Annotated in this window: 24 protein-coding genes; 16 read left to right on the forward strand and 8 right to left on the reverse strand. The window is 56.5% G+C overall.

Annotation, left to right across the window (positions count from 1 at the left end; genetic code table 11):
- The first annotated feature begins 10 nt into the window (after positions 1-10).
- Complete coding sequence (locus ACW8F6_RS15555; protein WP_491576797.1) at positions 11-343, forward strand: MazG-like family protein; 333 nt, start codon at positions 11-13, stop codon at positions 341-343.
- On the opposite strand, the gene ACW8F6_RS15560 is transcribed toward ACW8F6_RS15555, so the two are convergent.
- Together ACW8F6_RS15560 and ACW8F6_RS15565 are read right to left on the reverse strand one after the other, a co-directional pair.
- Complete coding sequence (locus ACW8F6_RS15560; RefSeq protein ID WP_491576798.1) at positions 307-1,002, reverse strand: response regulator; 696 nt, start codon at positions 1,000-1,002, stop codon at positions 307-309. The genes ACW8F6_RS15555 and ACW8F6_RS15560 overlap by 37 nt on opposite strands.
- A gap of 18 nt (positions 1,003-1,020) precedes the next feature.
- Positions 1,021-2,517 carry an ATP-binding protein gene (locus ACW8F6_RS15565; RefSeq protein WP_491576799.1) on the reverse strand — a complete coding sequence of 499 codons (1,497 nt, stop codon included), beginning with the start codon at positions 2,515-2,517 and terminating at the stop codon, positions 1,021-1,023.
- Between the two features lie 166 nt (positions 2,518-2,683).
- Between ACW8F6_RS15565 and ACW8F6_RS15570 the strand changes: the two genes are divergently transcribed.
- The 8 genes from ACW8F6_RS15570 (at position 2,684) to ACW8F6_RS15605 (ending at position 8,046) form a co-directional block, all read left to right on the forward strand.
- Positions 2,684-2,980 (forward strand): hypothetical protein, encoded by a 297-nt coding sequence (locus ACW8F6_RS15570; RefSeq protein ID WP_491576800.1) that lies wholly within the window; start codon positions 2,684-2,686, stop codon positions 2,978-2,980.
- Between the two features lie 92 nt (positions 2,981-3,072).
- Positions 3,073-3,897 carry a methyltransferase gene (locus tag ACW8F6_RS15575; protein ID WP_491576801.1) on the forward strand — a complete coding sequence of 275 codons (825 nt, stop codon included), beginning with the start codon at positions 3,073-3,075 and terminating at the stop codon, positions 3,895-3,897.
- An 81-nt stretch (positions 3,898-3,978) separates the two neighbouring features.
- Entirely contained in the window at positions 3,979-4,506 is a 528-nt protein-coding gene (locus tag ACW8F6_RS15580; protein ID WP_491576802.1) for a glycine zipper 2TM domain-containing protein, read from the forward strand.
- Between the two features lie 18 nt (positions 4,507-4,524).
- Complete coding sequence (locus ACW8F6_RS15585) at positions 4,525-4,965, forward strand: hypothetical protein (RefSeq protein WP_491576803.1); 441 nt, start codon at positions 4,525-4,527, stop codon at positions 4,963-4,965.
- 32 nt (positions 4,966-4,997) lie between these two features.
- Positions 4,998-5,261 (forward strand): PepSY domain-containing protein, encoded by a 264-nt coding sequence (locus ACW8F6_RS15590; RefSeq protein WP_491576804.1) that lies wholly within the window; start codon positions 4,998-5,000, stop codon positions 5,259-5,261.
- On the forward strand, positions 5,262-5,951 hold the full coding sequence (locus tag ACW8F6_RS15595) for a response regulator (protein ID WP_491576805.1): 690 nt from the start codon (positions 5,262-5,264) through the stop codon (positions 5,949-5,951). It begins immediately after the preceding gene.
- A gap of 11 nt (positions 5,952-5,962) precedes the next feature.
- A complete protein-coding gene (locus ACW8F6_RS15600; RefSeq protein ID WP_491576806.1) occupies positions 5,963-7,339 on the forward strand; it encodes an ATP-binding protein in 1,377 nt (458 codons plus the stop codon).
- A 17-nt stretch (positions 7,340-7,356) separates the two neighbouring features.
- Entirely contained in the window at positions 7,357-8,046 is a 690-nt protein-coding gene (locus ACW8F6_RS15605) for an HAD family hydrolase (protein ID WP_491576807.1), read from the forward strand.
- A gap of 46 nt (positions 8,047-8,092) precedes the next feature.
- Here the strand turns inward: ACW8F6_RS15605 and ACW8F6_RS15610 are convergent, their stop codons facing one another.
- On the reverse strand, positions 8,093-8,785 hold the full coding sequence (locus ACW8F6_RS15610) for a J domain-containing protein (RefSeq protein WP_491576808.1): 693 nt from the start codon (positions 8,783-8,785) through the stop codon (positions 8,093-8,095).
- Positions 8,786-8,846: 61 nt separating this feature from the next.
- Between ACW8F6_RS15610 and ACW8F6_RS15615 the strand changes: the two genes are divergently transcribed.
- Positions 8,847-9,209, forward strand: a complete 363-nt coding sequence (locus ACW8F6_RS15615) for a helix-turn-helix domain-containing protein (RefSeq protein WP_491576809.1) — start codon at positions 8,847-8,849, stop codon at positions 9,207-9,209.
- Here the strand turns inward: ACW8F6_RS15615 and ACW8F6_RS15620 are convergent.
- The 4 genes from ACW8F6_RS15620 to hutI form a co-directional block, all read right to left on the reverse strand.
- A complete protein-coding gene (locus ACW8F6_RS15620) occupies positions 9,206-10,705 on the reverse strand; it encodes a Ppx/GppA phosphatase family protein (protein WP_491576810.1) in 1,500 nt (499 codons plus the stop codon). The genes ACW8F6_RS15615 and ACW8F6_RS15620 overlap by 4 nt on opposite strands.
- Positions 10,702-12,129 carry an alanine/glycine:cation symporter family protein gene (locus ACW8F6_RS15625; RefSeq protein WP_491576811.1) on the reverse strand — a complete coding sequence of 476 codons (1,428 nt, stop codon included), beginning with the start codon at positions 12,127-12,129 and terminating at the stop codon, positions 10,702-10,704. The genes ACW8F6_RS15620 and ACW8F6_RS15625 overlap by 4 nt, the downstream gene beginning before the upstream one ends.
- 147 nt (positions 12,130-12,276) lie before the next feature.
- Positions 12,277-13,296, reverse strand: a complete 1,020-nt coding sequence (gene hutG / locus ACW8F6_RS15630) for a formimidoylglutamase (RefSeq protein ID WP_491576812.1) — start codon at positions 13,294-13,296, stop codon at positions 12,277-12,279.
- On the reverse strand, positions 13,293-14,492 hold the full coding sequence (hutI, locus tag ACW8F6_RS15635) for an imidazolonepropionase (protein WP_491576813.1): 1,200 nt from the start codon (positions 14,490-14,492) through the stop codon (positions 13,293-13,295). Before hutI ends, hutG begins: the two co-directional genes overlap by 4 nt.
- 145 nt (positions 14,493-14,637) lie before the next feature.
- On the opposite strand from hutI, the gene hutC reads away from it, so the two are divergent.
- The 6 genes from hutC (at position 14,638) to ACW8F6_RS15665 (ending at position 21,358) form a co-directional block, all read left to right on the forward strand.
- The gene (gene hutC, locus ACW8F6_RS15640) at positions 14,638-15,342 is read left to right on the forward strand and encodes a histidine utilization transcriptional repressor HutC (RefSeq protein ID WP_491576814.1); all 705 of its coding nucleotides are present in this window, start codon (positions 14,638-14,640) and stop codon (positions 15,340-15,342) included.
- 68 nt (positions 15,343-15,410) lie between these two features.
- Entirely contained in the window at positions 15,411-17,090 is a 1,680-nt protein-coding gene (gene hutU, locus ACW8F6_RS15645) for a urocanate hydratase (protein WP_491576815.1), read from the forward strand.
- 80 nt (positions 17,091-17,170) lie between these two features.
- Positions 17,171-18,706, forward strand: a complete 1,536-nt coding sequence (hutH, locus tag ACW8F6_RS15650; RefSeq protein ID WP_491576816.1) for a histidine ammonia-lyase — start codon at positions 17,171-17,173, stop codon at positions 18,704-18,706.
- A 286-nt stretch (positions 18,707-18,992) separates the two neighbouring features.
- Positions 18,993-20,345, forward strand: coding sequence for a serine hydrolase domain-containing protein (locus ACW8F6_RS15655; RefSeq protein WP_491576817.1), 1,353 nt, complete (start codon positions 18,993-18,995; stop codon positions 20,343-20,345).
- Between the two features lie 206 nt (positions 20,346-20,551).
- Positions 20,552-21,022 carry a Dps family protein gene (locus ACW8F6_RS15660; protein WP_491576818.1) on the forward strand — a complete coding sequence of 157 codons (471 nt, stop codon included), beginning with the start codon at positions 20,552-20,554 and terminating at the stop codon, positions 21,020-21,022.
- Positions 21,023-21,166: 144 nt separating this feature from the next.
- The gene (locus ACW8F6_RS15665; RefSeq protein ID WP_491576819.1) at positions 21,167-21,358 is read left to right on the forward strand and encodes a hypothetical protein; all 192 of its coding nucleotides are present in this window, start codon (positions 21,167-21,169) and stop codon (positions 21,356-21,358) included.
- Positions 21,359-21,376: 18 nt separating this feature from the next.
- Here ACW8F6_RS15665 and ACW8F6_RS15670 read toward each other — a convergent pair whose 3' ends face one another.
- Entirely contained in the window at positions 21,377-22,240 is an 864-nt protein-coding gene (locus ACW8F6_RS15670; protein WP_491576820.1) for a PA4780 family RIO1-like protein kinase, read from the reverse strand.
- Positions 22,241-22,458: the final 218 nt, after the last annotated feature.

Raw genomic sequence — 22,458 nt, forward strand, 5'->3', positions numbered from 1 at the left:
GGAGTGTGCCATGTTGGACTATCAATCGTATTACCGCGAATTTTGCGCCATTGCTGCGCACAATCGGTGGCAAAAGCTGCACAGCCCGCGCAATTTGGCGGCCGCCGTGTTGCAGGAGTCTGCCGAGTTACACCGAGAATTTCAATGGTTGAGCGACGAGCAATCGCGTGCGCTAAGCGATGCGGCCAAATCCCAGGTGGCCACAGAAGTTGCCGATGTGGCGCTGTACTTATTCGCATTGTGCGAGTCGCTGGGTATTGATTTAGATCAGGCCATTGTTCAAAAACAGGCGAATATTCGGGCTCGTCAATCAGACGCGTCGGCGGGTGGCTCAAACTTATAGCCGGCGCCGTAAATGGAGTGAATTAACTCCTGCTCCGGCATCAATAGCGCCAGTTTTTTTCGCAGTTTTTTGATATGGCTGTCGATGGTTCTGTCGCTTACGATTCGGTGGTCGGGGTAGATAGTGGCCATGAGTTGCGCGCGCGAAAAAATTCTACCGGGAGCGCTGAGCAATTTATCCAGCAATTGGCTTTCAACTGTGGTGAGCTGTTGCCATTGGTCGCCGCAGCCGCATTTTAATGTGCCTGTATCTAACGTGAGTCGACACGTTTGGCGAAGTTGCTCGGCCGTATTGGATTGGCTGCGCCGCAACAATCCCTTGACTCTGGCCACCAGCTCGCGCGGGCTAAAGGGCTTGCAGAGATAGTCGTCAGCCTGTAGTTCCAGCCCGAGTAATCTGTCGATTTCTTCTACTCGCGCGGTCACCATAATAATAGGTACCGAAGAAAATTGGCGAATTTCACGGCAAATATCGAAACCGTTCTTGTTGGGCAGCATCACATCCAGCGTAATGGCTGCCGGTAGGTGTTTGCGCACCCAGTCCACAACCTCTGCGCCGTCGGCCAGGCGGGTGGTCTTGTAGCCAGCGCTGTGCAGGTAGTCCTGCTGTAGGCTGGCCAGTTTGGGTTCGTCTTCTACCACCAGTATGTGTGTGTTCATCGAAGCGCTCCGTGCGAGTTATTGGTGGCGGGGCAGGGTTAGTGTCATGGCAATGCCGCCCATGTCTGAGTGGCTTGCAACCAGTGGCGCCTGGTGCGCTTCGGCAATGCGTTTGGCGATTGCCAGTCCTAAGCCGCTGCCGCCGAGCTTGCGATTGCGTGAATTTTCCACGCGGAATAAATAGTCGAATAGCTGCGCTAGCTGTTGTGTGTCCACCGAAGGGGCACTGTCTTCCAGGGTTAACGTCGTTGCCTGCTCGGTTTGCTTAAGCGTTAATCGCAGCTGCCCGCCGGCGTCCGTGTATTTTATGCTGTTGCCCAGTAAATTGTTTAACAATTGGGCCATTCGCAGTGGGTCGCCCCACACGGTGCAGGGCGACTGGAGTTGGATGTTGGCGGTTAGCTGGTTCCGCTCCAAAAGCTGCGCGTGCTGCGCGATAGTGGTTTGGCAGAGGTCTGCCAGATCGAAGGCTTTTTTATGGTAGCGCAGGCTGCCCACGTCGCTGTTGGCCAGCTCTCCCAAATCCTCGATGAGCTTTTGCAGGTGCAGTATTTCTGCGTGCACCGTTGTTAAGTGTGTCTCGTTGAGCGGTCGAATACCATCTAGCATGGCTTCCACTTCGCCGCGTGCAATAGCCAGGGGAGTGCGCAATTCGTGCGACGTATCGGCCAGCCAGCGCTTGCGCGCCTGGTCGGTGTTGGCCAGTGTTTGGCGTAGGTCTTCCAGGCGTTGGCTAAGCTGCCCCAGCTCATCTGCGCGTTGCGCGTCGGCTGCAGTGGGGTGTTGCGACTGTTTGTGAGCGCGGTGGGCAGTGCTGGACTTGGGTTGGGTGTAATCGCCTTGGGCCATCGCCGTAATGCGGGCGGCCAGGTGATTAAGTGGCGTTGCCAAGTTGCGGGTCAATAGGGCGGCGGCAACGGCAGCCAACAGTAGCGCCAGTAGACCACTTTGCCAAAGCGCTGCTTGTTGCTGTTCAAAAAAAACGGCTTCGTATACCTCGGTGTCTGGGTGTAAGTTGCGCAACCCCAGCTTGCCCACCCGCTGCTGCAGTGGGTTGTAAATGGGAAAGTAGGCCAGATCCATCCTTTCGGCTGACGCGAGTTGTTGGGGAGGAAAGCTGTTGTATACCGTCCGATTGTCTTCGTCGAGTATTAACATATTTGCCGGCAACCGCAGGCCTGGCCCCTGACGCGCGCGTGGGTGAGAGGGAGGTGGCTTTAGCCGGCCCGTAGGGCGGGCGGGCAAGTGCCGCTCGCCCTCTGCTTGATGCGGTGCCAGTGCTTTAAACAGGGCGGCAAGTTTTGTCGCATCCTGCTGCCAATGTTGCCAGCCGCCGCGCTCGTGCTGATAGAGACCCAGGGCGGTCAGCAGCGGTTGGTGCTGTTGTTGCATTTTGGCCGCGTGAAAGGCAGCCATGCCGGTGCTCAGTTGCCAGCGCATTAAACCCAATAAACAAGCGGCGACCAGCAGGCACGAAAGCAAAAGCGAAAGAAAGATTTTACTGCCGATGGACACACCGAAACCCTTAGCCCCGTAAAAACCTGAGTGTAGGGGCTAGGGGGCGCAAAGCCCAGCGCCAGCGACAAGATTCATTTTGTTTGCACAATTCGGCCATATTCCTTGCGCCTTGTGGCTTCAATGTGGTGATTCCAACACAAGATAATCCTTTGAGGTAATTTCAATGACACGCTTTTTACAGTACACAATAGGTATCTCTGGCCTAGTGTTTGCGCTGGGCTCTGCTCCGGGGCTGGCGAAACCCGGTAAAGGTGGTGATCGACAGGGGCCTCCCGCCGAGGCAATTATCGCCTGCGAAGGGCAAGCCGAAGGCAGTGCGGTGTCCTTTAGTACGCCGCGCGGCGATACCGTTGCAGGCGTTTGCAGGGTTCACAACGATCAGTTATTTGCAGTACCCGACAATCATCGGGGTGGTGGGCGCATGGATTCACCAGGTCAAACAGAGGGCGGGGCCCAGTAAAGCGCTACCCTGGCGGCACGGAGGCCCGCCGAGTGACAAGCCGGTCGGGCCTGATTACCATAGGTGCCTTTGATTAGTTGTGATAAATCACCATGCACAATCCCCCGGGCAGCAAGCGCCCACCCCTTGCCGATACGGATCGGAATTTTGACGATTTGGCGCCCCGCTTTGCACGCAATGTCTACGGTGGCATGAAGGGCCAGTTGCGCCTGGCAGTGTTAAATCGGGATTTTGATGCCCACGTCCTGCCGGCGATACGCACACCAATACCGGTATTGGATGCCGGTGGGGGGCAGGGGCAATTTGGATTATCGCTATTGCAACGCAGCGGTCAGTCCTTGGTAGACGGGCTGACGGTGTGCGATATTTCTGCGGAAATGCTGGCATTGGCTCGCGCCGAGGCGACTCAAGCGCACTTGACCCGTGTGCAATTTATTCACGACAGCGTGCAAAATCTGGCCCAACAGCGCGAGCACCAGGGGCATTACCCGCTGGTGCTTTGCCACGCGGTGCTGGAGTGGGTGGCCGATCAACAGGCGTTGCTCAGCGCGCTCTGGCAATTGGTGGCCGACGGTGGTCTGCTGTCGCTGACCTTTTACAACCGCCACGGGCTCATCTTGAAAAACCTACTGCGCGGCACAGCGCCTAAATTGCTGACTGGCGACTTTCGCCCACACCGGGGCAGTTTGACGCCCACCCGGCCGCTCGACCCCGCAGACGTGCTGCAATGGCTGGCTCAAGCTGGCTGGCAGCTGTTGTGCCATAGCGGCATACGGGTATTTCACGACTATCAACTGAGCCCTGAAAGCAAGCATATGGCGCCGGAGACCTTGCTGGCGCTCGAGTTACAGCTTTCGCAAACCGAGCCCTACCGCAGTTTGGGGCGCTATCAGCATCTGCTTCTTAAAAAAACCTAACATTAAGGTTTCGTTCAGCTTCACCTGGGTATTCTGGTTTCAAGGTCGGAAAAGGCCTCTAAACCGTTAAGGAGAAGCATCATGAACAAGCGTTTTTTAATCACCCTGGGTTGCGCCTCTGCAGTATTGATGCAACCTGCCTTTGCCGGTCCACACGAGCGCCACGATTTCGCCAAAGTGGTCTCCGCGACCCCCATCTACGAGCAAGTGTCTTACTCGCGGCCCCAGCGCGAGTGCTGGACAGAAACCGTTGCCTACGAGCGCGAACACCAGGGGCGGTCCAAATCTGCTACGCCCATGCTGCTGGGTGCTGTTATCGGTGGCGCCATTGGCCATGCAGTGGGTAAAAACGATCGCCGCTCAGGCACGGCAATCGGTGCTGTTCTGGGCGGTAGTATTGGTAACGACATGGGTAAATCGCGCGGTCATACCAGTGTTGAATACCGGGAAGAGGAGCGCTGCGAAGTGCGTCAGGTGCGCGAGTACGAAGACCGCTTAATGGGGTACGACGTGACCTACCGCTACCACGGCAATACCTACAGTACCCGCATGGATCGCGACCCGGGTAAGCGAGTCAAAGTGGCCGTCTCAGTAACGCCCCTCTACTAAGGCAACAGGAGTATAACCATGAAAATCTCGTTAAGATGGTTACTGGTGGCGGGTCTTGTGGCGCTCTCGGCACCGGCCCTCGCAGACCACCGCCGCGACTATGATTCGGCCATTCGCGTGGATGTGTACAGCCCTTACCTGGGCGTACACTACCGCGACGGTGGCCACAGCCGCTACGGTCACCGACACGGGCACGGCTGTGGTCATCACTGGGATGGACGGGTGTGGGGCAGACCGGTGCCATACCACCGCAACTACCGGTATCATGGGCACCACTGGAAGAAACACTGGAAGCAACACCATCGGCGCCACCACCGCGCTGAGCACCGTCGGCGCCATCACGATGACGGCCACCGAGGTGGCGATCGCCGGCACGAACGGCGTCGGGACAGGGATGATCATCACGATCGCCGCGACAGAAGGCGCGATGATCATCGGGAACGTAGACGACACGACTGACAAGGGGCGCGCGAGTGCCCAGAGGAACTAACATGCGCAGCTCCGCTTTTTTCATTGCCGCCTTGATGGTGTTGGCACCGCTAAGCCACACAGTAACCGCACAGCCGGTTGCCATCTATCTGGCTAAGAAAGATAAGGGAGCCGCGAGTTCCTCTGGCGAAGCTGCGCAAATCGCACAGGCCAGGTACGGTGGCCAAGTGTTAAAAGTAAAACAAGAACAAGATGGTCGTCGGTATAAAGTTCGCTTGTTAATGGACGATGGTCGCATCAAAGAAGTTTCGATCAAGGGCAAGTAAATGCGTTTATTGTTAATAGAAGATGAACCCGCGTTGCAGTCGCAAGTCAGCCAATTATTTGGCCTGCGCCACTGGAGTGTGGACGTGGCGGGCGACGGTAAAGAAGGCGAGTACCTGGGCCGCGAAAACCCCTACGACGTGGCCGTGGTCGATCTTGGATTGCCCGAACTCAACGGCATGGAGGTGATCAGCCGCTGGCGCAAGGACGGTATCAGTACGCCTATATTGATACTCACCGCGCGCGATCACTGGCAACAAAAAGTCGAAGGATTGGAGGCGGGTGCGGACGACTACCTCACCAAGCCCTTTCACCCGGAAGAGTTGCTGGCGCGGGTGAACGCACTAGCCAGGCGCGCAGCAGGCCAGGCTAGCTCGGTGATTTCCATCGGTCCTTTCGCGCTAGATATGGGCGCCCAACAATTAACGCGCGATGGGCAGCCGCTCACGCTCACCAGCTTTGAGTACCGCCTGATTGAATATTTGATCATGCACGCCGGCAAGGTCATTTCTAAAACCCAATTAACCGAACATATTTACGCACAGGATTACGATCGCGATAGCAATGTGATTGAGGTGCTCGTGGCGCGGTTACGGAAGAAAATGGACCCGGCCGGTGAGTTGCAGCCCCTGCGTACCATTCGCGGCCAGGGCTACCAGTTTTCGCTTCCCACGCACGCAGCGGGCGTCTAAGGGTGCCGGCATTGGGCCGTTGGCTGGGCCAGTCTATTGCAGGGCGATTGCTGTTGTTGTGCTTGATTCTATTGCCGCTGCTGGTGGGCGCCACGGGGCTGGGGCTGGATCGGGCTTTTAAACAAAGTTTGTTGGCAGCTGAGCGCGGGCGCCTGACTTCGCAGGTGTATTTACTGCTGGCGGCCGCCGATGTGGAGGCGGGCGAATTGGCGCTGCCAAAAGTCTTTACCGAGCCTTTACTGTCGCAACCTAATTCGGGGCTGTACGGCTTTGTGCACGCAGATAAGGACAATGTATTAGATAGCGAGCGGGAATTGTGGCGCTCCACATCGGCCCAGTGGTTGTCGGCCTCGGAATTGGGTTTGCATCAGTCGCCTAAATTGCACAATGCTGTCACCGAATTTGGCCGCTGGCAGGGGGATTATTTTTATCTGCGCTACCGCGTGCGCTGGGAGCAGGGCGATGGGCCAGAGTTGCCCTTGGTATTCAGTGTGTATCAATCCACCGAACCCTTTAATGCTCAACTGGCATCTTATCGCGCCAACCTTTGGTGGTGGCTGGTGCTTGTGGCACTGGGCATGCTGCTACTTTGTGGGATTTTATTATTTTGGGGCCTGCGACCATTGCGCAGTCTCACTGCCGCATTAGCGGCGTTGAATCGCGGGGAGCAGCGGCGCATCGACGGCGATTTACCCCTGGAGTTGCGACCCCTGGCGCACAACATCAATACATTGCTGGCCTCGGAAAAGGGCGCGCGCGAACGCTACCGCAATACGCTGGCGGACTTGGCGCACAGCATTAAAACGCCGCTGGCGGTAGCGCGCAATGAACTGCACAACAGCGCGCCGGATACGGTGCTGCTCAATGAACAGCTATTGCGCATGCACGATATCATTAACCATCATTTACAGCGCGCAAGAGTTAACGAAGGCGACTTTCATCTGGCGGTGGATGCCTTGCCCATTGTACAGCGGTTGTGCAAAACCTTACAAAAATTGCACCCCGCCGTCGCATTTACGCTGCCTGAGGGCGAGCTAAAACTGCGCATGGATGAAAAAGATTTGTTTGAGATTTTGGGCAATACACTGGAAAACGCCTGTAAATATGGTGCGACACAGGTGGAGGTTAGCGCGGCGCCCCAGCTCTATAACAGTCAGCCACACATGCGTGTAACGGTGGCAGACAATGGTCCGGGAATTGCGCCACAGGCGCGCCGGCTATTGGTTGGCCGTGGCCAGCGGCTGGACGAGCAACAGCCTGGGCAGGGGCTGGGGTTGGCGTTGGTGCACGACATTTTAGCGGCCTATGGTGGCGAAATTCAGCTCGATGAATCGGCCTTGGGTGGCCTGGCTGTGCATTTTCTATTGCCTGAAAATACGCGCTCATAAACAACGGAATGCTTACTATGCAGTATGACGGCCCAGCGCAACTTGAGGCGCTGCTGTTTGACCACGACGGCACACTGGTGGACTCGGAGGTGGTGCACTACCAGTTTTGGGCTCAGGTAATGGCCGAGTACCAGTTGCCGTTTGCCGAGGATGATTACCGACTGCACTACGTCGGCGTGAGCGAATTGCGTACGGCCGAAGATATTTTACGACGCTTTGCAATACCCGCGAGCGTAGATACATTGGTAGCCCGCAAGCGTGCCATCGCAACGGCCTTTCACGCACGGCAGCACTACCCATTAATGCCCGGTGTGGCCGATGCACTTTGTTGGCTAGCGGAACAACCACTGGCGTTGGCGGTGGTGTCTGGCTCCGCGCGCTTTGCGTTAGAAGCCAGTCTACAAGCACTGCAATTACGCAATCTGTTTACCTGTGTCGCCAGTGGCGAAGAGGTGCCTCACAACAAGCCGGCACCCGATGTGTATTTGGCAGCGATGGCATCGCTGGAGGTGGCGCCCGAAACCTGTATTGCATTGGAGGACACGCGCGCCGGCATGTTGGCAGCGAAGGCGGCGGGCGTGTTTACCTGCGTCATACCCAACCGCTATTCTGCGCACCAGGATTTCACAGAAGCAGATCGACAGTTTCATTCTATGGTCGATTGCATGGTCTGGCTAAAGGGTTATCCTGCCGCACAATCTCGTTAACCATCCGCTAGGCGCTGGTTTTGGCTTACGGAGGTCGAGGTTTGAATTACTCTGCCAAGTGTTTTAGCAACACGTCCTTCGCCAAATTGAGTCGTGCAGCCAGGTAGTCGTTGCCGCCTCTATCGGGGTGAAATTTCTGAATAAGCCTGCGGTGTGCACTAATAACTGCCGCTTTATCTGCATCTGCAGCAACCCCTAGCAACGCGCGCGCCTCGGCCACAGTCATGGCGCCTTGAGGGCTGCCTTCGAGTGGGCTGCCCGTCCATTCCGGGCCAAAGCGCTGGGCGATATAGAGCGTCAGCTGGTCGGCTGCAGCGGGTTGCTCCGCCCGAAAAAAACGCAGTGCTTCGTCGAGTTCTTTGGCGCTCAACGCCGATAGCCGCTGGCCCGCATGGGGCCCGGCGTGCAACTCGCCGTCTTTGGCCTGGTCGTACAATGTGATCCCTGCAGATTGCGACGACGTATTTTTAGGGCGCAGGCTTTGCCAAAAGCGGGCCAGCGTCATGCCCCGGCTGATCCAGCGCCAAAGGCCGGACAAAAAGGGGATGACGCCCATTGCCAAAGCCCCAATCCAGTTAAGTTTGCCTGTTAGCAGGGCGTAGAGCAGTATCCCTAAAAAAGCACCAATGGCCAGGCGGGCCAGCCACTGCTTTTGCTTACCCGCCGGCATTTTGCGATAACCGCGATAGAGCAGGTAAAGAACCAGGCACAGGACGAGTAGGGGGAGGAGTCGCAGCATAGAGTTTGGGTCTGTGTCAGCTATTGCGTACAATCTGCGTTTTTTGTGTGAGGCAGATGCGATGAGTGTGCAGGTTATCATGAAGGACGGCCGCCCTGAATGGGCAGTGATTCCCTACGAGCAATACGAAGCGTTGCTGGCGGCGGCAGGTACACCGCAAGCTGAGACGAGTGCACCCGCCGTGCCTGGTGCGCACAGCGTGCCCGCGTCGCCGCCCGCGCCCAGCACAGGGCAATTCAGTACCGTGAAGTTGCACAGCCGTGTGCAGACCTCCACCAAATCCGAAGCGGAGCTGGCAAAGGACGCGGGTATCTCGCCAGCGTACCTGGCGCAAATCGCCTCCGGCGAACGAGTGCCTAGCCCGGCAATTATTCGCGGGCTGGCACAGGCGTTGGGTATTAAGGCAGACGATTTACTGGGTTAACGAAAGCTAAAGTAGTAACCCGCTTGCGCCAGCAGTTCAGCCTCGTTGTGTAGGTTGATGGCGGTGAGTGGGTGATCTTGCAGCCACTGCTTGGGCAGAGTTAACGCCAGACCTGGGCGGCCGTTCTGATCGTTCTGAGCAATTGAGGGCAGCAGCGCCACATCTTTTCTGCCCCGACAAAAAATTACCGCAAGGCGCAGGCAAACTACCATATGCAGCAGTGCCTGGCGCTGTGATACCGGTAATTCTTCGATCACTTTGACCTTGAGGTTGTTGCGCTGCAAGCGCACCAGGCTGGCTAAAAGGTGTTGCTCATAGCGGGCAAATCCACCCATGTCGTGGTGTCGCAACAGGTAGTAGCCGTGCTTGTGGAAGCCGTTGTGACTAATATGTAGACCCACTTCGTGAAGCAGCGCGGCCCAGCGCAATAACTGACTGGCGGCTGTGCCATTAATGGGGGGCAGGGGGAGCTGGCGAGCCATGTCTGTGGCTAGACGTGCCACCCGTTCGCCTTGGGCCAGATCGCAATGGTAAATCTCTGCCAGGCGCTGAACGCTGTCGTTGCGACTATCGCTATTGGCGGCGCGTCCGAGGGTTTCGAATATTAATCCCTCTTTAAGCGCGACGTCGGCAATGTGCAATTGCGACAAGTTCAATTGATCAAAAATGGCCTGAATAATGGCCAGCCCCGCGGGCAGTACATCGCGCCGCAGTTTGGGTACGCTGGTGTTGACGACTTCGCCATCGGCGATGGTCTGATTAATGACGGCCTCCAGATGTGCGCGTGTTATCAAGCCATTGTCTTTTGCCGCCATGAGTTCGGCGGCTGCGCGCATGGTGCCCGATGTGCCCAGGGCCATATCCCAGCCGTAGGCGCGATATGCGTGGGCAATGGGCTCAATGGTGGCACAGGCTTCAAGGTAGGCGCTGTGCATGCGCTCGCGTGTTACCGGGCCAAACTTAAAATGATGATCGGCCAGCACCACGCAACCCAAGCTTAAACTTTCTAATAGGCGCGGTTTGCTGCCTTCGCCGATAATGAATTCTGTGCTGGCCCCGCCAATGTCAATGACCAGCCGCCGTTGGTCGCTGTTTTCCAGTGATGCAGACACGCCCTGGTAAACTAGGCGCGCCTCTTCAAAACCCGAAATAATATGGATGGGGTAGCCCAGTGTCGCTTCGGCTTTACGCAAAAATTTATCGGCGTTGCGTGCAGCGCGCAGAGTTTTGGTGCCGACGGCCCGGATATTTTCGGGCTTGATATCGCGCAGTCGCTGATTAATGCGCTCAAGCACCGCCAGGGCATTGGCTTGGGTAGCTTTGTCTAGCAATCCTTTTTCATCAAGACCGCGCGCAATTTGCACCATTTCTTTGTGGCGATCGACCACCTCTAGACGCGCACCGACCACTTTGGCCACCAGGAGATGAAAGCTGTTCGATCCCAGATCAATGGCGGCGTAGTAATCGCCTTTGTCTGTTGCGGTGCTGTCTGTCAATCGCCTTTACTCCATACGCCGGGTTCTGTGTACCCTTGGTGTTTGTGTGTCGCGTCGAGTGAAAACTCGGGTAATTTACCGGCGTTGCGCTGGGCTTTGTAGTCGGCCAGTAGCATCACTACAGTCGGCGTTAGCCAGGTGATGGCAATGATGTTGATCACTGTCATAAGCCCCAGTGCCATATCCGCCATGTTCCAAACCGTTGGCAGCGGTGCCGTTGTGCCCCAAAACACCATGGCCAAGTAGCCCGCCGTCAATGCTAGCTTGCCGGGCTTGTGATCCATCTTGAATACGTGCAGGTTAGATTCAGCATAGGCAAAATTTGCTACCACCGATGTGAACGAAAAGAACACGATGGCAATGGCTACAAAATCCATGCCCCAGGCGCCTACGTGGCTGACCATGGCATCCTGTGTTATACGGATGCCCGCTAAGCCCTCTTCAGTGGCGCCGCCGGCCAGTAAAATAATGATGGCGGTGCAGGTGCAGATTAAAATGGTGTCAACAAAGACGCCCAACATTTGTACCAGGCCCTGTGACACTGGGTGGTTGGGGTAGGGCGCGGCGGCTGCCGCCGCGTGTGGCACGCTGCCGCTGCCCGCTTCATTGGAGTAGAGTCCGCGTTTAATGCCATTAATGGCTGCGCCTAAGAAGCCACCTGCGGCCTCTTCAAGACCAAAGGCCGAGCTGACAATTAAAGACAAAATTGCGGGTACCTCGGTGAGATTGACAGCCACAATAAACAGCGCCATTGTCACATAGGCTAATCCCATGAATGGCACCGTCAATTGCGCAAACTGTGCGATCGCGCGCAAGCCACCGAGTACGATAATGCCGGCAACGACTGTCATCGTCAGGCCGCTCACCAGGGGCGTAATGCCGTAGGCGTTATTCAGTGCATCGCCGATGGTGTTGGCTTGCACTGCGGAAAATACAAAACCGTAGCCAAATAGCAAGCACAGTGAAAATGCGATGGCCAGCCAGCGTTTATTTAAACCCATTTGAATGTAATAGGCTGGGCCGCCGCGAAATTCCCCGTTGGCGTCTTTGACCTTGTAAAACTGCCCGAGTGTGGATTCTACAAAACCCGTGGCCATACCCAGTAGCGCAATCATCCACATCCAGAACACGGCGCCGGGGCCGCCAAGTGTAATGGCCACCGCGACGCCAGCCAGATTGCCTGTGCCAACGCGTGCGGCGAGGCTGGTTGCGAGAGCCTGAAAGGGCGAAATACCTTCCTTGTTGGCGCGCAGGGAACCTTTCATCATGGAAAACATGTGGCCAAACAGGCTGAATTGCACGGCGCCTAAACGCAAGGTAAACCACAGGCCGGCAAGTACCAGCATGTAGATTAAAATGGAGTCCCAAAGCACGCCGTTAATGCTACTGACGGTGGAGGCTAGATACTGATTGAAGGTTTCCATAAACAGATGTGGTCTTATAGGTGAGCGCAGAGTTGTGCGGGCACAAGCGAGCGCATATTGTTATTTTTAGCCGGACGTTACAGCAGACACCGCTGATGTTGGGTCCGGATCGGATGCTGCAAGTGTGCGTATTTGGCCTCGCAATGTCTACTTTTCCGCGGGGCTTTCGGATTTGGGCTGTCGACTGGCGTGGTAGTACTCCCAAATGATACGCGCGCCCAGTTTTGCGGTTTGGCTGTGGGGGTCGTAGGTGGGATTGAGTTCAGCCACATCCAGCAACCACACGGTCTTGCCCAGCGCCTGGGCACGGACTAGGAGATGGGTAAACACCTGCAACATACGGGCAGGGCTAATACCGACAGCCGCGGGGGCGCTGACGCCGGGTGCAAAGGCGGCATTGAATACATCCAGACAAACGGTGATATAGAGTGCGTCTACCTGCGCTAAAAATTTTTCGCAGTAAGCGAAGGTTTCGGCGATTGGATTTGCCTCCATTTCCCAATCGGTGAGCCATTGCACCTGTTTTTCCTGGGCGTAATCAAACAGTGCCGTGGTGTTTGCGCTAGGATTGACCCCCAGCACCAGGTAGTGAAAGGGCTGTTGATTGACTTCGCACCACTGCGCGATCTGGCGAAAAGGTGTGCCGGATGAGCCCGCAGGCTTAGGGGTGCGCAAATCCAAATGGGCGTCGAAATTAATAATGCCCAAGCGCTGCCGACCACTTTGGAGGCGGGGTATCAGCCCTTGGAAGCTGGCCCAGGCCACTTCGTGACCGCCGCCCAACACCACTGGTTTGGCGCCCTGGGCGATCAGGGTTTGCAGCTGGTTCGCCAGGGTTGCTTGGGCCGCTTCCAAGTCGTCCCCTACGCAGGCTACATTGCCGGCATCCATAAAGGTCTCGTCATCGCAGATGCCATTGGCGAGGGCGGCGCGCAATGCGTCCGGTCCGGCAGCGGCGCCCGGTCGACCTTTGTTGCGTTTGACGCCCGCGTCGCAAGCAAAACCCAACAGGGTTAATTTACCCGCCGCCTCGGCTGCACGCGAGCTATCGCCGAGGTCGAGGCACTGCATTTGCTGGTGCCAGCGCAAGGCTGTGTGGGCTTCTTCTGTGTCAGTGCGGCCCGTCCATAAATTCGCTAGGGGAGGGCGATAGAGAGTGTCGGTCATTGAGATTGCCCCGCTACCCAGCGCTGGCTGGGTTTAACCAGATTAATGCCGTAGCTCAATTCGGCCGGCGATTCTATGTGCCAGAGCAGCATGTCCGCATCCATGCCCACTGCCAGCTGGCCTTTTTGCGATTGGCCGAGGGCCTGTGCGGCATTGCGGGTGACGCCGTAAAAACTCTCTTCTGGCGTCAGCCCAAACAGTACGCAGGCCTGATTCATGGCGGTCAGTAGTGAAGCCTGGGGCGCCGTGCCGGGATTGCAATCGGTGGCCACCGCCATGGGTACGCCGGTCTCGCGCAGCGTCGCAATGGGCGGCAATTGGGTTTCCCGCAAAAAGAAAAATGCCGCCGGTAGCAGCACGGCCACCGTACCCGCTCGCTTGAGCTCGGGAACGTCGTCGGGGCTTAGGTATTCGATATGGTCTACCGACAGGCCGCCGTATTGTGCCACCAGCGCACTGCCGTGCAGGTTGCTCAGCTGTTCGACATGGCCCTTCACCGGCAATTGATAGCGCGCAGCGGCCTCGAATACCCGCTCGCATTGGGCCGCACTAAAACCAACGCCCTCGCAGAACACATCGACTGCGTCGGCAAGCCCTGCACTGGCGGCGGCCGGCAAGATGTCGGCGACGATATGCTCGATATAGGCGTCTTTGTCGGTGAACTCGCCGGGTAGTGCGTGGGCCGCCAGTAGCGTGGTACACACGCTGATCGGATTGTTTTGAGCCAGTTCACGCGCCAATCGCAGTAAGCGCAGTTCGTGGGTAAGGCTTAATCCGTAACCGGACTTGATTTCCACACAGGTGACGCCTTCGTTCATGAGTGCCGTTAGCCGCTGTTGCGCAGAGGCCAGCAGCGCGGCGTCCGTGGCATCGCGCGTGGCTTGCACCGTGCTCATGATGCCGCCGCCGCGCGCGGCGATGTCGGTGTAGCTGACGCCCGTTTGGCGCCACTCGAATTCGTGGGCGCGGTTGCCGCCGTAGATCAGATGGGTGTGGCAGTCGATGAGCCCGGGTGTGAGCCAGGCGCCTTTGGCATCCAAGGTAGTGCGCGCCGCCGGGGCGTCGTCGGGGCTCCCGATCCAGTGGATGCGGCCGTCCTGGACCGCCAGTGCGCCATCAAGCAGGGCGCCGTAGGGTTTACCGTTGTCAACGCCCGTGGCGAGATTTGCGTGGGTGATCAATAGATCAACAGCCATGTGTGGTATCCGCAGTTAAGGTGTTTATAGGACGCGATGCGCGCTTGATTCCACAAGCAAAAAGTCGGCGCACGCGCTGCAGTTAAGGGTAGCAGTCTACGCAAACCACTTGTATATACAAGTATATACAAGTAGGATTTCGTGCATGCAGCCCAGATACCTCGCCATTAAGCAGACCTTGCTAGCCCGCATCGAAGACGGTGTTTTGCCATCGGGTAGCCGCGTGGCCAGTGAAAATGAGCTGGCGGCGGAATTTGGCGTGTCGCGCATGACCGCTCGTCGGGCGCTAGATGCCCTGGCCGACGAGGGCGTGTTGATACGTACTCAAGGGCTGGGCAGCTTTGTGGCCGATGAAAGACCCAGCAGCAATCTGGTTGAAATCCGCAACATTGCCGACGAAATTCATGGCCGTGGCCACGCGTACCGCTGCGAGGTGATGGCGCTTACAGAGCAGGCGGCCAGCGCCCAGCAGGCGGTGCGGTTGGGCTTGCCGGCGGCCAGCACAATTTTTTTCTCGCGCCTGCTGCATTTCGAAAACGACCTGCCCATTCAGTTGGAAGAGCGCTGGGTAAATCCCCAATTTGCCGGCGATTATTTGCGTCAGCCCTTTGGCCAGCAGGACTTAACACCCAGTCGATATTTGAGTCAGGTGGCGCCACTGACTGAGGCCGACCATTTGATCGAGGCCGTTGCTGCCAGCACTGGCTTGCAAACGACCTTGCAGTTAAGCCCGGGCGAACCCTGTTTAAAGGTTAGTCGTCGCACCTTTGGGCCGGCGGGGGTGGTGAGTTTTGCACAATTATTTCATCCGGGGAGCCGCTACCGATTGGGCGGCCACATCAATTACTAAGCTTTGCACGCCGAAGCCGTACAACACTGCGCCAAAAGCGCAACCAAACGAAAGAAAAGGAGCCCACCATGGCCGACCAGAACCCACGAATTGATAACAGCCGCGTTATTCGCGCACCCAGAGGCACAGAGTTGACGGCGAAAAGCTGGTTGACCGAAGCGCCTTTGCGCATGTTGATGAACAATCTGGACCCAGAAGTCGCCGAGCACCCTCAGGGTTTGGTGGTGTATGGCGGCATCGGGCGGGCAGCGCGCAACTGGGCCTGCTACGACAAAATTGTAGAAACACTCACCCGCCTAGAATCCGATGAAACGCTGTTGATCCAAAGTGGCAAGCCTGTGGGTGTGTTTAAAACCCACGAAAATGCGCCGCGCGTGTTGCTGGCTAATTCCAATTTGGTACCCCACTGGGCCAATTGGGAACACTTTAATGCGCTCGATAAAAAAGGCCTGATGATGTATGGCCAGATGACCGCGGGTTCCTGGATTTACATTGGCTCGCAGGGCATCGTGCAAGGCACCTATGAAACTTTTGTCAGCGTTGCTAAAAAGCATTTCAACGGCAGCGCCAAGGGGCGCTGGATTTTAACTGGCGGGCTGGGTGGCATGGGCGGCGCTCAGCCCCTGGCGGCGACTATGGCCGGATTTTCCATGCTGGCTGTCGAAGTGGATGAGTCGCGCATCGATTTTCGATTGAAGACGGGTTACGTGGATAAAAAGGCCACTTCTCTCGACGAGGCGTTGTCGTTGTTGGATGAGGCAAAAGCCGAAGGTAAAGCCATTTCCGTCGGGCTGCTTGCTAATGCCGCCGACGTGTTTCCCGAACTGGTTGCGCGCGGTGTGACGCCGGATGTGGTTACCGACCAAACCTCTGCGCATGATCCGTTAAACGGCTACCTGCCCCAGGGGTGGACGCTGGACGAGGCGAAAGTGCGGCGCGAACAGGATGAGGCCGCCGTGGTACGCGCAGCCAAACAATCCATGGCCGTGCAGGTGAAAGCCATGCTGGCACTGCAAGCGAAGGGCGCGGCTACGCTGGATTACGGCAACAACATTCGTCAGATGGCATTGGAAGAAGGCGTTCACAACGCCTTCGACTTCCCGGGCTTTGTACCGGCTTATATCCGACCACTGTTTTGCGAGGGAATTGGACCTTTCCGTTGGGTGGCGCTGTCTGGAGATCCTGAAGACATTTACAAAACCGATCAAAAAGTCAAAGAACTCATTCCCGATGATCCGCACTTGCACAATTGGCTAGACATGGCCCGCGAGCGAATACAGTTTCAAGGATTGCCGGCGCGCATTTGCTGGGTAGGGTTAAAGGATCGTGCGCGTTTGGGGCAGGCCTTTAATGAAATGGTGGCCAAGGGCGAGTTGAAAGCGCCTGTGGTAATTGGCCGCGATCATTTGGACAGCGGTTCGGTGGCGTCGCCCAACCGGGAAACCGAAGCCATGCAAGACGGCTCGGATGCCGTGTCGGATTGGCCGCTATTAAACGCCCTGTTAAATACTGCAGGCGGTGCCACCTGGGTGAGCTTACACCACGGCGGCGGCGTGGGTATGGGCTTTAGTCAACACTCTGGTGTGGTAATTGTGTGCGATGGCAGTCAGGCCGCGCACGAGCGAGTAGGGCGCGTGTTGCGCAATGATCCCGGTACCGGTGTGATGCGCCACGCCGACGCCGGCTATGACATCGCCATCGACTGCGCCAAAGCGCAAGGCCTGGACTTGCCGATGCTGGACGCATAAGCGTCGCGCCTGGCAACACGAATTTTCACACCGCACAGCGGCCCGCTGTGCGTAGATGACCCAGACAATACGAGATCGCTATGGACACATTTGAAATTAAACCCGGCCAGTTAACCTATGCCGATTTGCATCGCCTGCACAGCCGTCCGCACCAGTTAACCTTGGCCGAGGATTGCATTGACGGCATCAATGCCTCGGCAGCCGTGGTGAAGCAAGTCATCGATGATAACCGCGTGGTGTACGGTATTAACACTGGTTTTGGCCTGCTCGCCAATACGCGCATCAAACCAGAAGAACTGGAAGAGCTCCAGCGCTCTATCGTATTAAGCCACGCAGCTGGCATCGGAAAGTTAATGAAACCCGCCACTGTGCGGCTGTTGATGGTGTTAAAGATTAATGCGTTGGCGCGCGGATTTTCTGGTATTCGATTGTCTGTTATCGAGGCGCTGATGACCTTGCTTAATCACGAAATTTATCCCTGTATTCCGCTCAAAGGCTCGGTGGGGGCATCCGGTGATTTAGCGCCGCTGGCGCACATGAGTGCGGTGCTATTGGGCGAGGGTGAAGCGTTTTATAAGAAAGAGCGTATCAGCGCCAAAACAGCCCTGCGTCTTGCGGGCTTAAAACCGCTGGTATTAGCACCGAAAGAAGGCTTGGCATTACTTAACGGCACACAGGCATCTACGGCGTTGGCCCTTGAAGGGCTGTTTTACGCGGAGAATGTGTTAACTGCGGCCACCGTTATTGGTGCGCTGTGTGTGGAAGCGGCCAAAGGCTCGCGCAAACCTTTTGACGAGCGCATTCACCTGGCGCGCGGTCACCAATCGCAAATTGATATGGCCTTGGCCTACCGCCAGCTGCTGGACCACTCGCAAATTGAACACAGTCATATCGATTGTGAAAAAGTCCAAGACCCTTACTCGCTGCGCTGCCAACCGCAGGTGATGGGGGCTTGTTTGCAGCAGATGCGCAATGCGCGCGACATTATTGTGACCGAAGCCAACGCCGTATCCGACAACCCGTTGGTATTTGTCGAAGCCAATCTGGCAGACAGCGATATTATTTCGGGTGGTAATTTTCACGCCGAGCCCATCGCCATGGCCGCGGACAATCTGGCACTGGCCATTGCGGAAATTGGCTCATTATCCGAGCGGCGCATGGCGCTATTAATCGACAGTAAGTTGTCCGGTCTACCGCCTTTTTTGGTGAATAACGGCGGCGTAAACTCAGGCTTTATGATTGCACAGGTAACATCGGCGGCGCTGGCCAGTGAAAATAAATCGCTAGCACACCCCGCCAGTGTCGACTCGCTGCCGACCTCGGCAAACCAGGAGGATCATGTATCCATGGCGACATTTGCCGCGCGCCGCTTGAAAGACATGTATGAAAACACCGTGGGAATTTTAGCGGTGGAGTGGCTGGCGGTGTGCCAGGGTTTAGATTTCTTAGAAGGCTTGTCTACCTCTGGTCCGCTGGAGCAGGCGCGAGCGGAGCTGCGCACTCACGTGCCTTTTTACGATAAAGATCGCTACTTTGCCCCCGATATTGAGCGCGCTGCCGAGCTGATCAGCTTGGGCGTATTGAAGTCACTGGTAGACAAATCCATTCGCCTGTAACGCGCTAGACGCCTGCGCCTAGTATTTACTCGGCGCAGGCTGTCGCATACAACCCATAAATCAGTGCCGCTGCGCGATGGCAAATTCGTACCTCTCCAGAGTTTGCGCCAATAATTCGAACTCTACTGCTGTCGCTTGCCACAACGCCGACTTAAGCTCGTAAACGCATTCAATCAAGGCACGCCTTTTACAGGTGCGCAGGCGCCTTGCTATTGGCTTTATTGTTTTTGCCACAATGGCCTGCTAGCCTCGCGAACACAGCAAATGCGTAGAGTGGGTGAGACGAGTGATTAAAAAGATTGTCGTGCTTTTGGTGGCGCTAGTCGCCCTTCTGGGACTCGGCTTCTGGTGGGTGGGGCCCGCCTACGTGGTGCATGGGCCCTCGGTTGCCACCGGGATGGGGGCCAAGTTGGCCTGTTCGGCCAAATACGTGTCGGGCTTTAGCGAAACACAGGCTTTGGCGGATCTCACCAGCTATTCGCCAGTCTTTGAGCATTTGACACTCGAGTTCGACGATTCGCAAGCACAGGTAACTGCGCGCCTGTGGGGCGGCGTGCGCAGTGCCAGTTTTGTGCCTGGCGTTGGCTGCGCCATTGACTACGCCGGCGTAAATGGGCGTGCCAGTATTCAGCCGCTTGCCATGCCTCAGTTGACGGCACCCTGGCCGGCGGGCAGCGACGTCAACACCATTGACCCCGAAGCACAGCGGCTGTTGGATGGGCTCTTGGCGGAAGATAACGCCAGTGGATTGCACACGCGCGCGCTGGTGCTGGTGCAAAAAGGCCAAATTATTGCCGAGAGCTATGGCTTGGGCATTACCGCACAAACGCCATTGCTGGGTTGGTCGATGGCCAAAAGCGTGACTGCCATCGCACTGGGGCGACAAATCAAGGAAGGCAAATTAGCGTTGGACGATCAGTCGCTGTTTCCGGCGTGGGAAGGCGACGAGCGCGCGGGAATTACCTTGCGCCAATTGCTCACCATGACCGATGGGCTTGCGTTTAACGAAGTGTACAGCCCCGGTGAAGACGCCACGCAAATGCTGTTTGCCGAGCCCGACAATGCCGCCTTTGCATTGACCAAACCGCTGGCACATCCGTCAGGTAACCATTTTAATTACTCATCCGGGACAGCGAATCTACTGGCGCGGCTAATGCAGCGGCACGCTGGGCCAGATTTACAATCGCAACTGAACTATATTGGCACTCAGGTGTTTCAACCCTTGGGGTTATCGCATACTGTGTTTGAAACCGATGCCTCTGGCGGTTTTGTCGGTAGCTCCTATGTGTACGGCAGCGCTCGCGACTGGGCGCGGCTGGGGTTATTAATGCTGAACAAAGGCACGCTCAATGGCCAGCAGTTGTTGGATGAGGCCTTTGTGGAGGCGGCCACCCAGCCCAATTCGTCCAGCAACGAAAAAGCCTACGGTTTTCAATTTTGGTTAAATCGCGGTGATGCCGAGTTGCGTTGGCCGGATTTGCCAGTCGATGCCTACGCGGCCATGGGTAATCGTGCGCAAATGGTAATGATTGTGCCTACGGAAGCGGTTGTTTTGGTGCGACTGGGATGGACGGCTGGTGACTACCCCACTAACCGCAACGTGAGCCAGCTGATAGGACAGCTCTCCACATTGCGGTGATGACAGTGCATGTACCTAAGCGCCCAAGCAGCGTGCGCATCAATTATGGCCGTCGTCATGCGGTGTTATTGTTAAAATATATCAGAGGCATAGATATGATTGAATTTAACAATTTATAAAAATAACCTATAGTCATCTGACTGATTCAAGGGCGCGTAGAGCGCAATGAGTGGCTATCCCGGCCGCGCACATTCAATGGAGGACGTATGACAGGTATTGATATTGGTATTGCACAGGCAGATCGCATGGAGATTGCCGAGGGTCTCAAACACTTGTTGGCAGACTCTTACACCTTGTATTTGCAGACGCATTTTTTCCACTGGAATGTGACGGGACTGCAATTTCGCGAGTTGCATTTAATGTTCGAAGAGCAATACACCGAGCTTGCCTTGGCCGTTGATGACATTGCCGAGCGCATTCGCACTTTGGATGTGGTGGCCCCCGGTACCTACAAAGCGTTTGCAGCGCTTAGTTCCATTGAAGAGGTGGACGAGGTGCCAACTGCGGAGCAAATGGTGGATTATCTGACCAAGGGCCACGAACAAGTGGTGCGCACCGCGCGCCAGGTACTGAGCAAAGCCCAGGAGGCAAACGACGAATCTACGGCGGCGCTGGTTTCGGATCGCATGCGCGTGCACGAAAAAACAGCGTGGATGCTGCGAGCGACGCGCAAGTAACAGCAAGACAAAAAAGCGGCGCAGAGCGCCGCTTTTTTTCTTTGCGCAGTGGGTCCCGAGGTAGTTATCGCGTTATTTACTTAATCAACTCACTGTGCGGGATTAAAATCAATACCGGGACGCTGGAATAAAGAGGAGATAGCGATGAAATGGCTTGTGGTATTGTTGGGCGTACTGGCATTGTCTGCCGTGGCTTGTTCAGAGCAGGCGGCAAATGAACAGCAACCGGAGGGCGCTATTCCTCAACACCAGCTGGATGCGCTAGAAAAAGCCAAAGCGGTGGAGGATACCCTGAAAGAGGCGGACGCGGCGCGACGCACTCAGGCCGATGAATAGCGCTTAAGGGGTGCTTGTTTAATCAAACTCGCCATTATCCGCCGCTTGTTTGCGAGCCTTTCGATCGGCTTCTTCTTCGCGTGCATCTTCAATAATTTTAAGCATAGTGGCGATATCTGTTTCCAAAGCCACCTTATTAAATTGCCCGGTCAATTGAATATCCGGGTGCAGGTTACCGTGCTCGTATAAATCCCAAATTTCTTCGGCGTAATGCGTGACGCGCAACCCGCGGTTGTATTGGCCGAAATACTGGGTCATGTTGTTCACGTCGCGGCTTAACATCATCTTGGCGTTATTGTTGCCGGCGGCGTTAACCGCTTGCGGTAAATCGATAACCACCGGCCCCTCGGGCTCCACCAGCACATTGAACTCCGACAAATCGCCATGCACCAGGCCAGCGCACAGCATGCGCACAATTTCCTGCATCATTATTCCGTGAAATTCGGCCGCAGTGTCGGCGTCGAAGGCCACATCGTCCAAGCGCGGCGCCGGGTCGCCCTGTTCGTCGGTGATGAGATCCATGAGTAATACGCCGTCCACAAAGCCGTGCGGCGTGGGCACGCGTACGCCGGCCTCCGCTAGTCGATAAAGGGCATCCACCTCTGCCGAGAGCCATGCGCTCTCCGACTCTTTTTGTCCGTAGCGGCTTTTTTTGCTCATGGCGCGGGCCCGGCGGCTGTTGCGTGTCCCGCGGCCTTCTTGGTACACGGCGGCCTGCTTAAAGCTTCGCTTATTGGACTCTTTATAAACTTTGGCACAGCGCAGGTATTCGCCACAGCGCACTACAAAAACCTGAGCCTCTTTACCGCTCATTAACTGGTACAGCACTTCGTCGATCAGCCCATCCACCACAAGGGGCTGTAGGCGCTTAGGGACTTTCATTCGGGTCGGTTCACCGTGAAATTTGTCATAAATGGGTTGCCCGCAAAGGGGCAAGCGCCTGAGGCACCACTGCCGCCGCTCGCCCGCACAGGGGCAAGGCCGGCATGGTAACTGAATGGCTGCTCGCCCGATAGGGGAGCTGGGTCAAGGTTCGATGCTGAAAACGGTGCGCGCATGCTGGCAGCGTTCGTCGCGGGGGCAGCGGCTGGACTCAGCCT

The organism is Simiduia sp., from assembly GCF_058345725.1.

What these genes read in the sequence shown, in the direction of transcription:
- ACW8F6_RS15555 (WP_491576797.1), top strand. Translation starts at nt 11, where the DNA reads ATGTTGGACTATCAATCGTATTACCGCGAATTTTGCGCCATTGCTGCG.
- ACW8F6_RS15560 (WP_491576798.1), bottom strand. Translation starts at nt 1,002, where the DNA reads ATGAACACACACATACTGGTGGTAGAAGACGAACCCAAACTGGCCAGC.
- ACW8F6_RS15570 (WP_491576800.1), top strand. Translation starts at nt 2,684, where the DNA reads ATGACACGCTTTTTACAGTACACAATAGGTATCTCTGGCCTAGTGTTT.
- ACW8F6_RS15575 (WP_491576801.1), top strand. Translation starts at nt 3,073, where the DNA reads ATGCACAATCCCCCGGGCAGCAAGCGCCCACCCCTTGCCGATACGGAT.
- ACW8F6_RS15580 (WP_491576802.1), top strand. Translation starts at nt 3,979, where the DNA reads ATGAACAAGCGTTTTTTAATCACCCTGGGTTGCGCCTCTGCAGTATTG.
- ACW8F6_RS15585 (WP_491576803.1), top strand. Translation starts at nt 4,525, where the DNA reads ATGAAAATCTCGTTAAGATGGTTACTGGTGGCGGGTCTTGTGGCGCTC.
- ACW8F6_RS15590 (WP_491576804.1), top strand. Translation starts at nt 4,998, where the DNA reads ATGCGCAGCTCCGCTTTTTTCATTGCCGCCTTGATGGTGTTGGCACCG.
- ACW8F6_RS15595 (WP_491576805.1), top strand. Translation starts at nt 5,262, where the DNA reads ATGCGTTTATTGTTAATAGAAGATGAACCCGCGTTGCAGTCGCAAGTC.
- ACW8F6_RS15605 (WP_491576807.1), top strand. Translation starts at nt 7,357, where the DNA reads ATGCAGTATGACGGCCCAGCGCAACTTGAGGCGCTGCTGTTTGACCAC.
- ACW8F6_RS15610 (WP_491576808.1), bottom strand. Translation starts at nt 8,785, where the DNA reads ATGCTGCGACTCCTCCCCCTACTCGTCCTGTGCCTGGTTCTTTACCTG.
- ACW8F6_RS15615 (WP_491576809.1), top strand. Translation starts at nt 8,847, where the DNA reads ATGAGTGTGCAGGTTATCATGAAGGACGGCCGCCCTGAATGGGCAGTG.
- ACW8F6_RS15625 (WP_491576811.1), bottom strand. Translation starts at nt 12,129, where the DNA reads ATGGAAACCTTCAATCAGTATCTAGCCTCCACCGTCAGTAGCATTAAC.
- hutG (WP_491576812.1), bottom strand. Translation starts at nt 13,296, where the DNA reads ATGACCGACACTCTCTATCGCCCTCCCCTAGCGAATTTATGGACGGGC.
- hutI (WP_491576813.1), bottom strand. Translation starts at nt 14,492, where the DNA reads ATGGCTGTTGATCTATTGATCACCCACGCAAATCTCGCCACGGGCGTT.
- hutC (WP_491576814.1), top strand. Translation starts at nt 14,638, where the DNA reads ATGCAGCCCAGATACCTCGCCATTAAGCAGACCTTGCTAGCCCGCATC.
- hutU (WP_491576815.1), top strand. Translation starts at nt 15,411, where the DNA reads ATGGCCGACCAGAACCCACGAATTGATAACAGCCGCGTTATTCGCGCA.
- hutH (WP_491576816.1), top strand. Translation starts at nt 17,171, where the DNA reads ATGGACACATTTGAAATTAAACCCGGCCAGTTAACCTATGCCGATTTG.
- ACW8F6_RS15660 (WP_491576818.1), top strand. Translation starts at nt 20,552, where the DNA reads ATGACAGGTATTGATATTGGTATTGCACAGGCAGATCGCATGGAGATT.
- ACW8F6_RS15665 (WP_491576819.1), top strand. Translation starts at nt 21,167, where the DNA reads ATGAAATGGCTTGTGGTATTGTTGGGCGTACTGGCATTGTCTGCCGTG.
- ACW8F6_RS15670 (WP_491576820.1), bottom strand. Translation starts at nt 22,240, where the DNA reads ATGAAAGTCCCTAAGCGCCTACAGCCCCTTGTGGTGGATGGGCTGATC.